At 37.2% G+C, this 9,275-nt stretch carries 5 protein-coding genes; 4 read left to right on the top strand and 1 reads right to left on the bottom strand.

Annotated elements, in window-relative coordinates; genetic code table 11:
- From ABWO41_RS11835 to ABWO41_RS11820, 4 genes are all read left to right on the top strand, one after another.
- A partial coding sequence (locus tag ABWO41_RS11835) for a sodium:solute symporter family protein (RefSeq protein WP_353137972.1) occupies positions 1-1,645 on the top strand: 1,645 nt, incomplete at its 5' end.
- 30 nt (positions 1,646-1,675) lie between these two features.
- The gene (locus tag ABWO41_RS11830; protein ID WP_353137969.1) at positions 1,676-3,952 is read left to right on the top strand and encodes an FAD-dependent oxidoreductase; all 2,277 of its coding nucleotides are present in this window, start codon (positions 1,676-1,678) and stop codon (positions 3,950-3,952) included.
- A gap of 92 nt (positions 3,953-4,044) precedes the next feature.
- Positions 4,045-5,313: a Gfo/Idh/MocA family oxidoreductase gene (locus ABWO41_RS11825; RefSeq protein ID WP_353137966.1), complete on the top strand. Its 1,269-nt coding sequence runs from the start codon at positions 4,045-4,047 to the stop codon at positions 5,311-5,313.
- Between the two features lie 34 nt (positions 5,314-5,347).
- Positions 5,348-8,752 carry a DUF1080 domain-containing protein gene (locus tag ABWO41_RS11820; RefSeq protein WP_353137963.1) on the top strand — a complete coding sequence of 1,135 codons (3,405 nt, stop codon included), beginning with the start codon at positions 5,348-5,350 and terminating at the stop codon, positions 8,750-8,752.
- Positions 8,753-8,811: 59 nt separating this feature from the next.
- Here ABWO41_RS11820 and ABWO41_RS11815 read toward each other — a convergent pair.
- A partial coding sequence (locus tag ABWO41_RS11815) for a LacI family DNA-binding transcriptional regulator (protein ID WP_353137960.1) occupies positions 8,812-9,275 on the bottom strand: 464 nt, incomplete at its 5' end.

Below are 9,275 nucleotides of genomic sequence, written 5' to 3'. Positions count from 1 at the left end.
TATAGGTTTGATTTTCGGCCGTACAGGGAAAAATTTAAAATCCTTTTTTGCCGGCGGAGAATCTGTGCCCTGGGTAATTGGCGGATTATCACTCTTTATGAGTTTCTTTTCTGCGGGTACTTTTGTAGCATGGGGATCTATCGCCTATAAGTATGGATGGGTAGCAATAACAATTCAATGGACCATGTGTATTGGAGCTCTAATAAGTGGATTATATATCGCCCCGCTTTGGAAATCTACGGGTAATCTTACAGCTGCGGAGTTTATAAAAGAACGTCTTGGTGTAACAGTACAAAAAACCTACATCTATATTTTTATGCTGGTATCGCTCTTTATAAAAGGTACTGTCTTATATCCGGTAGCTAAACTAGTAAGTGTTTCTCTGGGATATCCTATTGTACCATCTACTGTTGTGCTAGGGCTATTTATGATCGCCTATACCGCTGTTGGAGGTTTATGGGCTGTCATGGTTACAGATATTCTTCAGTTTGTAATTTTAACTGCAGCAGTATTTATTATTATTCCTTTATCCCTGGATGTAGCCGGAGGTATTTCACAATTTCAGACAAATGCAGAAGCTGGTTTCTTTGATCTTATCAATGGCGAATTTACATGGGGTTTTGTCTTCGCCTTCACGCTCTATCATATTTTTTATATCGGAGGAAACTGGACATTTGTACAACGATATACCAGCGTAAGTAGTAAGAATGCCGCAAGAAAGGTAGCTTTTTTGTTTGCGGGTTTATATTTATTAAGCCCTGTTTTATGGATGTTGCCACCTATGATTTATAAGACCATTAACCCGCTCCTTACAGGTCTGGATACCGAGAATGCTTATTTAGAGATTTGTAAATTAGTATTGCCTCCGGGATTAATGGGATTGATGCTTACGGGAATGTACTTTTCAACATCCGCATCTGCAAATACGACATTAAATGTGGTTTCGGCTGTTTTTACTAACGATATTTATAAAGGTTTAATCAATCCTCGCGCAGATGATCATAAATTGATTAGCGTGGCCCGAATCTCATCCTGGTTATTCGGCTTAGGCATGATTTTCATAGCACTGATGGTTCCTTACATTGGAGGTTTGGTTAGTGTAACTATTAGTGTGGGAGCTATAACAGGTGGTCCTCTGCTAGCACCTCCTATATGGGCTTTGTTTTCTAAGTCATTAACAGGTAAGTCTACGTTAATAGTAACTTATACCAGTCTGCTTATAAATCTGATGTTTAAGATGATTCTGCCTTTTGTTGTTAATCTTAAATTAACTATGGGAGAAGAGATGCTTGTAGGAGTTTGTATCCCTATCTTTCTGTTACTCATTTTCGAAGTCAGGGCTTATTATAAACATAAATTTGTTAGTCCTGAATACCTGATGTACCAAAAAACAAAAGCGGCGAGAATTTTAGTAAACGAACATTTGAGTAACGAGGAAAAAGCTGAAGCAGCCCGTCAAAATAAGTTTGGATTGAATGTAATAACATTTTCTTTGATTTTTACGTCCTTTCTGCTTATTGCTTTAGGGGTGTATGCGAAAGATAATCTCATATTGCTGCTAATTATAGCACTTGCAATTCTTGTTTTGGCATATATACCCTGGAAGGCGGCAAGAAAAACAGTTGTTCCCAAAGCAAATCTCTAGTTGTCCTATATCAAATAACATAACAATAGAATGATTAAATCTGAATTTTCTTCTTTAGGCCGTTTAGCCGAAGAGGTTGTATTAAATGCTGATCTTGTAGTTACCGGAGGTGGAATGGCAGGAGTTTGCGCAGCAATAAATGCGGCAAGACTTAATTTAAAAGTAGTGCTCATACAAGATAGGCCTGTTTTAGGAGGAAATGCATCAAGCGAAGTAAGGCTCTGGATATTAGGAGCGACTTCAAGTATGGGAAACAATAATCGTTGGGCCAGAGAAGGAGGTGTGTTAAACGAAATACTGGTTGAAAACATGTACCGGAATCCGGATGGGAATGCGATCATTTTAGATACTATTTTACTCGAAAAAGTTACCGCCGAACGCAATATAACATTACTGCTAAATACAGCTGCTTATGAAGTAATCAAATATTCGTCAGACAAAATAGATAAAGTCTTAGCATTTTGTAGTCAGAACTCTACCAAATATGTCTTACAGGCACCTTTTTTTTGCGATGCCTCTGGAGATGGAATAGTTGCATTTCAGGCAGGAGCAGCATTTAGAATGGGAGCAGAATCTAAAGAAGAATTTGATGAAGGATTCGCACCTGATGAAGAATACGGAGAGCTTCTGGGGCATTCTATATACTTTTACAGTAAAGATATGGGGAGGCCAATTAGTTATACCGCACCTGCTTATGCTTTAAAAGATGTTTCTGATATTATTAAGTACCGTTCTTTTGATATTGATGATTTTGGTTGTAAACTTTGGTGGATTGAATATGGTGGTAGATTGGATACAGTGCATCAAACTGAAGATATAAAATGGGAATTATGGAAAGTCATCTATGGAATTTGGGATCATGTGAAAAATTCAGGTAAATATCCGGAAGCAGAAAATCTTACCCTTGAATGGGTGGGAACAATACCTGGTAAACGGGAAAGCAGGAGATTTGAAGGAGATTATATGCTGTCTCAAAAAGATGTTATTGAACAGCGCGAACATTTTGATGCAGTTACTTACGGAGGTTGGGCATTAGACCTGCACCCTGCAGACGGAGTATTTAGTGACAGGCCAGGCTGCAATCAATGGCATGCAAAAGGGGTTTATCAGATTCCGCTGCGATGTCTGTATAGTAAGAATATTAAGAATCTTTGGTTAGCGGGCAGAATCATTAGTAGTTCACACGTTGCATTTGGATCCAGCAGGGTAATGGCAACTGTAGCAGCTTGCGCTCAGGTCGTGGGTTCTGCAGCTGCTTATTGTTTGAAGAATAATTTACAGCCTTCCGATTTAGTAAAGCCGGAGGCAATTAAATCTTTCCAGCAAGAACTTTTGTTAGAAGGACAATATATTCCAAATATTAATCTGGAAATACAAAATCTGGCACATCAGGCTACAATTACTTCAAGTAGCGAATTCAAACTAGGGAATCTTCATTTTAATGGGGAGTGGCAAAAGCTGGAATATTCAACCGCTCAACTAATTCCTGTCAATCCGGCTGATATTTTAAATGTTACTTTACAATTTCAGGCGAACGAAGATACAGTCATAAAAATTCAGTTAAGGGTTAGTGATAAACCTCAAAATTATACGCCCGAGAATATCTTAGAAAGTCAGGACATTATTGTCAAAGCTGGTTTTAATGAAGTTACTGTCAACTTTAACGAAACTGTTAGTCAAGAACAATATGCTTTTATCTGTATTGAAAGGAATGAGTTGGTTGCTGTTAAAACCAGTAAGATGTTTCTAACAGGAACCATGATGGTTATGAACCGTTTTAATAAAGCGGTTGCGACGAGTGGAGTACAATCTCCTCCAGATGGAATTGGTATAGACACATTTGAATTTTGGTGTCCGTCCCGCCGTCCTGCTCCGCAAAATTTAGGAATGAATATATATCCAGCCCTTGAACCCTATAAAAGTGAAAATATTATTAATGGGGCTCTTCGCCCTACTACTAAAGCGAATGCCTGGGTTGCAGATTTAAATGATACGAAACCATATCTTCAAATTAAATGGCAGGAAAAGATAGAGATAAAAGAAATGAAATTGTTTTTTGATTCTGATTTTGACCACCCTTTAGAATCCACACTCAGGGTTCACCCCGAGCGAATAGTCCCTCATACAGTGCGTGATTATTATCTTGTTGATGGTGCAAAAAATGTTATTTATAAAAGGAAAGGAAATTATCAGACCATTAATCATATAATTTTTGATAAATCAATAAACACAGATTCTATTACTATACATCTTGCTCATCCGTCGGAAAATGTGCCAGCTGCTTTGTTTGAAGTACAGGTTTTCTAATCGTCTTATTGAATGATATATTAGAACTTAAACCTCATTTTATCAGCCAATTAATTTTATATTGATAATATATTAAACCTATTTTATTACCCATGAATAATCAAAATGACTCCAGGCGTGAATTCCTGAAAAAGTCAGCTTTGGCAGCTGCGGCCTTTACTATAGTTCCTCGCTTTGTTTTAGGCGGACAAGGCTACCTTGCTCCAAGTGATCATTTAACAAAAGCTGTTATTGGTGTCGGGAGTATGGGACGAGGGCATTTAAAAATGGCTGGTACTAGAACAGTAGCTATTTGCGATGTCGATAAGCGGCATTTAGCTATTGCAATGAATAGTTTGGATAAAGGAGTAAAACAATTTTCTGATTACCGGGATCTTATCCAGTTACCAGAAGTAGATATAGTACATATAGCTACTCCTCCGCATTGGCATGGAATTATGGCAGCAGAAGCAGCTAAAGCAGGTAAAGATATTTGGTGCGAGAAGCCGATGACACGTACCATTGGCGAGGGAAAGAGAGTGCGAGAAGCAGTTCAGCAAAATGGTGCAATTTTTAGATTGAATACCTGGTTCAGGTATAGGGCCAATTTTTATGGTATGGAAGTACCTGTGAAAAAGATAAAAAAACTGGTAGATTCTAAAATGTTGGGTTGGCCACTAACCGTTACTGTTGGTCGCCATACAGGCTTTAATTGGAAATTTTATTGGGTTGGTAAAGATAATTTGCCTGTGGAGAAAGTTCCCGCAGAATTGGATTATAATATGTGGCTAGGACCGGCTCCTTATAAACCTTATAGTACCCATCGTGTACATACAACATTCAGAGGGTACTGGGATTATGATGGTGGCGGATTAGGCGATATGGGGCAACATTATCTTGACCCTGTACAGTATTTTCTTGGAAAAGATAATGAGAGTCCTGTATCTGTAGAAATCGATGCTCCTCAGCAACATAGCGATGCGGTTGGCACATGGCGAAAAATAACTTATACCTATGCCGATGGATGTAAAATAATTTTAGATGGAGATGGAACTATACAAGATGTTCCTTATATAGATGGACCTGAGGGCAAACTTTATCGCGGGTTTAAATCAGATATACCAAATTTGGAGCAAAAACTGGCTGATTTTCCTGAGCCGGAGGAACAGGTGACCGACTTTGTGAACGCTGTTAAAATGCGTCAACAATTTACTTTGAATGAAGATAATGGACATCGTTCTTGTACGCTTGTAAATATGGCTTTAACGGCCCTTAGATTAGGCAGGTCTCTTAAATATGATTCTGTTAAAGAAGAATTTATTAATGATGAAGCCGCTAACCGTTTGATAGACCAGCCAATGCGAGGTCCCTGGACTATTTAATGATTCACGCTATTATAAGTTGAAAGAAAAAATAATGAATAAATTATTATACACGCTTTTTGCAATTCTGGTTCTGCAACTATCAGTTAGTGCACAGCAGGACGACCAGCGTACTACTATTACTAAAATTGCCGATTTATTACCTCAGCCTTCTGCGAATGAACAGAAATTAAATGAAGTAATGAAACAGTTAGATATTTTTCAGGCAACCGATATTACGGTTTTTCTGAGTCAGTTGATGCCTCCGGGAAAGGGAGATAACTCAAGAATTGAGTATGCTACTAACAGTTATGCTTTTTATGTTTTACAAGCAGGTAAAGAAAATCAACGTGTTAAATTTGTACAAGGTCTTATCGGCGCTTTAAAAGAGATAAAGGATAGAGATAATAAAGGCTATATCATCTCTCTTCTACAGAAAGCAGGAAAAGATGATGCTGTTTCTGCATTGATACCTTATTTAAAAGATGAATATCTTGCTGAGAAGGCAGCGAGAGCATTGGCAACAATTGGCTCCGAAGCAGCTTCTAAAGCACTTTTAAATGAATTAGCAGGAGCCAAAGGTAAGGCCTTGGTCTCTATTATCGAAGCGCTGGGAGATACACGATATGCCGGAGCAGAATCTGCCCTTTTGCCATTGCTGAATAAAGAAAATGTGAATGTTCAGAAAGTTCTGCTGTACACATTGTCTAATATAGCAGGGGCAACATCCTATGGGGCACTTAAAAGTGCAGCTCAAAAGGCAAATTATGTATATGATGTAACTAACGCATCATCATCCTATATTCATTATGCAAAACGTCTTGTAGAAAATGGCGATAACAAGCTTGCCGAAAAAATAGCGCAGGATCTTCTTAAAGATGCGACTAATGATATGCAAGTAAATACTCGTATTTCAGCTTTAACAATTCTTACAAAAATCCACGGTTCGGGTTATACCAGGAATTTAATCAAAGCTGCTGGTAACAACAATCGTAAATACCGTATAGCTGCACTAAAATTGGCCTTACCTTTTCAGAATAAAGGAAATATTAATCAATGGATTAAAGGATTAAAAAGGGCTGATCCGGAAACAAAGGCATATATGTTTGCTTTGTTAAGTACCAATCCAGATAATACTAAAATTATTTCTGAACTAAAGAAGTCATTATTAAGTAGTTCTGCAGTAGAACGTTCGGCCGCAATTGTTGCTTTATCTAAATTATCTGGAGACGAATCGGCACCGGTATTAATTGATTTGTTAGCTAAAGGAAATGAATTAGACAGACCTGTTATAAAAGAAGCCTTGTTAACAATGAAAGGGCAAAAGTTAACTTCAATGTTAACTCAGGCACTTCCAAAGGCAAATTCCGCAAGTAAAGTTGTGATGATTGAAGTACTTGATAATCGAGCTTATGCCGGTAGTTTTGCTGCGGTTCAGTTGTTATTGAATGATAGTGATGCATCTGTAAGAAGAGCAGCCTATAATGCATTGGCTCAGGTCGCTCGTTCAAAAGATCTGTCTGTATTAATTTCATTATTAAACAATAATAGGTCTGAAGAAAGAAAGGCTGTTGAACAAGCCATTATGAATGTGGTAAACTATAGTTCGGATAAAGATAGGGAGGTGAATAGTGTCTTGAATTATTACCAGGGACTTAATGAGGACCAAAAAATTAATTCTGTTGATATTTTATCAGGAATTGGTGGAGAAAAGGCATTGCAAGTAGTTGCACAATCAATCCATAGCAATAATATAAATTTAAAAAATGCAGCTGTATTAGCAATTGCTAATTGGAAAGATGAAAGTGCTCTGCAAAATCTGATTACTCTAAGTAGAACTACGCAAGATGTAAAACAATTTGATGCTATTTTAAGAGGCTTAATTCGCATTACATCAGCAGCTAATATTACTGATGAACGCAAAGTATTAATCTATCGTGATGCAATGGAAGTTGCGCTCACTGTTTCTCAAAGAACATTAATTTTAAAGAAAATAGAAGAAAATAAGACTTACAATGCATTGATTTTTGCCGGGACTTTTTTAGACGATAAGGATTTGCAAAAAACTGCGGCTGTTACGGTCATGAATATCGCTTTGGATAATATTAATTATAATGGTAATGAGGTAAAAAAATTATTGATTAAGGTACTGGGGCTTTTAGGAGGTAGTGAAAGTAATTACTTAAAAGAGGCGGTAAGAAAGCATCTTGCTGAAATGCCGAGAGGGATGGGCTATGTTTCTTTATTTAATGGTAAAGATCTAAGTGGTTGGAAGGGATTAGTGGCAAATCCTCTCAAACGTAATGCGATGGGTGAAGAAGAATTAGCTTTGGCTCAAAAGAAAGCCGATGAAGAAATGAATCAAGGCTGGCTTGTTAAGGATGGGGTATTATTTTTTAACGGAAAAGGGAATAATATTGCGACTATTAAGCAATACGGTGATTTTGAATTGTGGGTCGACTGGAAACTTGATAAAAATGGCAAAGACGGTGATGCTGGGATTTATCTTCGCGGTACACCGCAGGTTCAAATCTGGGATTTGTCTCGTACAAAAGTGGGCGCACAAGTTGGTTCTGGTGGATTATATAACAATAAAAAGAACCCTGGTATACCACTTAAGGTTGCTGATAACCCTTTAGGAGAATGGAATACCTTCAAAATTAAAATGACTGGTGAAAAAGTAACAGTTTATTTAAATGGTGATTTAGTAGTGGATAATGTCACTTTAGAAAATTATTGGGACAAAAATCAATCTATTTTCCCTGTTGAGCAGATTGAGCTTCAGGCTCATGGCACTACTGTTTATTATCGCGATATTTTTATCAAAGAGGTTCCGCGTAAAGAAATATTTAAGCTAAGTGCACAAGAGCAAAAGGAAGGCTTTAAGGTTTTATTTGATGGAACTAATCTGGATTCCTGGACCGGTAATACTACTTCTTATGTTATTAGTGATGAAGGTACTCTGGCAATATATCCTGTTAAAGGATCGGGAGGAAATTTATATACGAAAGAAGAATTTGGTGATTTTATTTATCGTTTTAATTTTCGCTTAACACCAGGCGCAAATAATGGAATAGGTATCCGTTCGCCACTTACAGGTAATGCAGCATATGAGGGAATGGAAATTCAGGTTCTTGACAATGATGCGGATAAATATAAAACGTTACATCTATATCAATATCATGGATCTGTCTATGGTATTATTCCTGCCAAACGTGGTTATCTTAAACCTGTTGGCGAATGGAATGAGGAAGAAATATACATAAAGGGCAAGGATATCAAAGTAACTTTAAACGGAACGGTTATTCTTGAAGGTAATTTAGACGATGCAACTAAGAATGGAACATTGGACAAAAAGGATCATCCTGGCTTAAATAAGCTAAAAGGGCATATTGGATTCTTAGGACATGGCTCCGAAGTGCATTTTAAAAATATTAGAATTAAAGAACTTAATAAATAGCATTATTGTAGTACAACAGAATAGATATATATTCTATTCTGTTTCTACTATTATATAAGTTAAATGTAACTACCGGAGGTAGAATTTCTGATTATAAGTTCAGCATCCAATGTTTTGGTTACAGCTTTCCATTGACTAACATCTTTATTCATCAGATTAAATAGTAAATCCATAGCGGTATTTCCAATCAGGCGTGTAGGTTGAGCTATAGTTGTTAAATTGGGTTCAATCAGGTCGGAGCCATAATCGTTACTAAATCCCACAATCCCTATGTCTTCAGGAATACGCAGACCTATTTTTTTAATAGTTTGTATAGCTTGTATTGCAACAGGGTCATTAAAAGCAAACAGACCATCTGGAGGATTCTCTGATTGCATTAATTCTTCTATACATACCTTTACATTGTCGAGCGTATGCTCATAAGGGATAATCAAAGATTCATCAATTTCAATTTTAGATTGTTTGAGTGCATCAATGTAGCCATTCATTCGCTTTCGACTAGTAGCAAGTGAAAGGGGGCCTG

The sequence above is a fragment of the Pseudopedobacter sp. genome, assembly GCF_040392825.1.
In the GTDB taxonomy this organism is placed as follows: Bacteria; Bacteroidota; Bacteroidia; order Sphingobacteriales; family Sphingobacteriaceae; genus Pseudopedobacter.
Note: the sequence above shows the minus strand (reverse complement) of the source record. Positions and strands in the feature narration are given on the sequence as shown.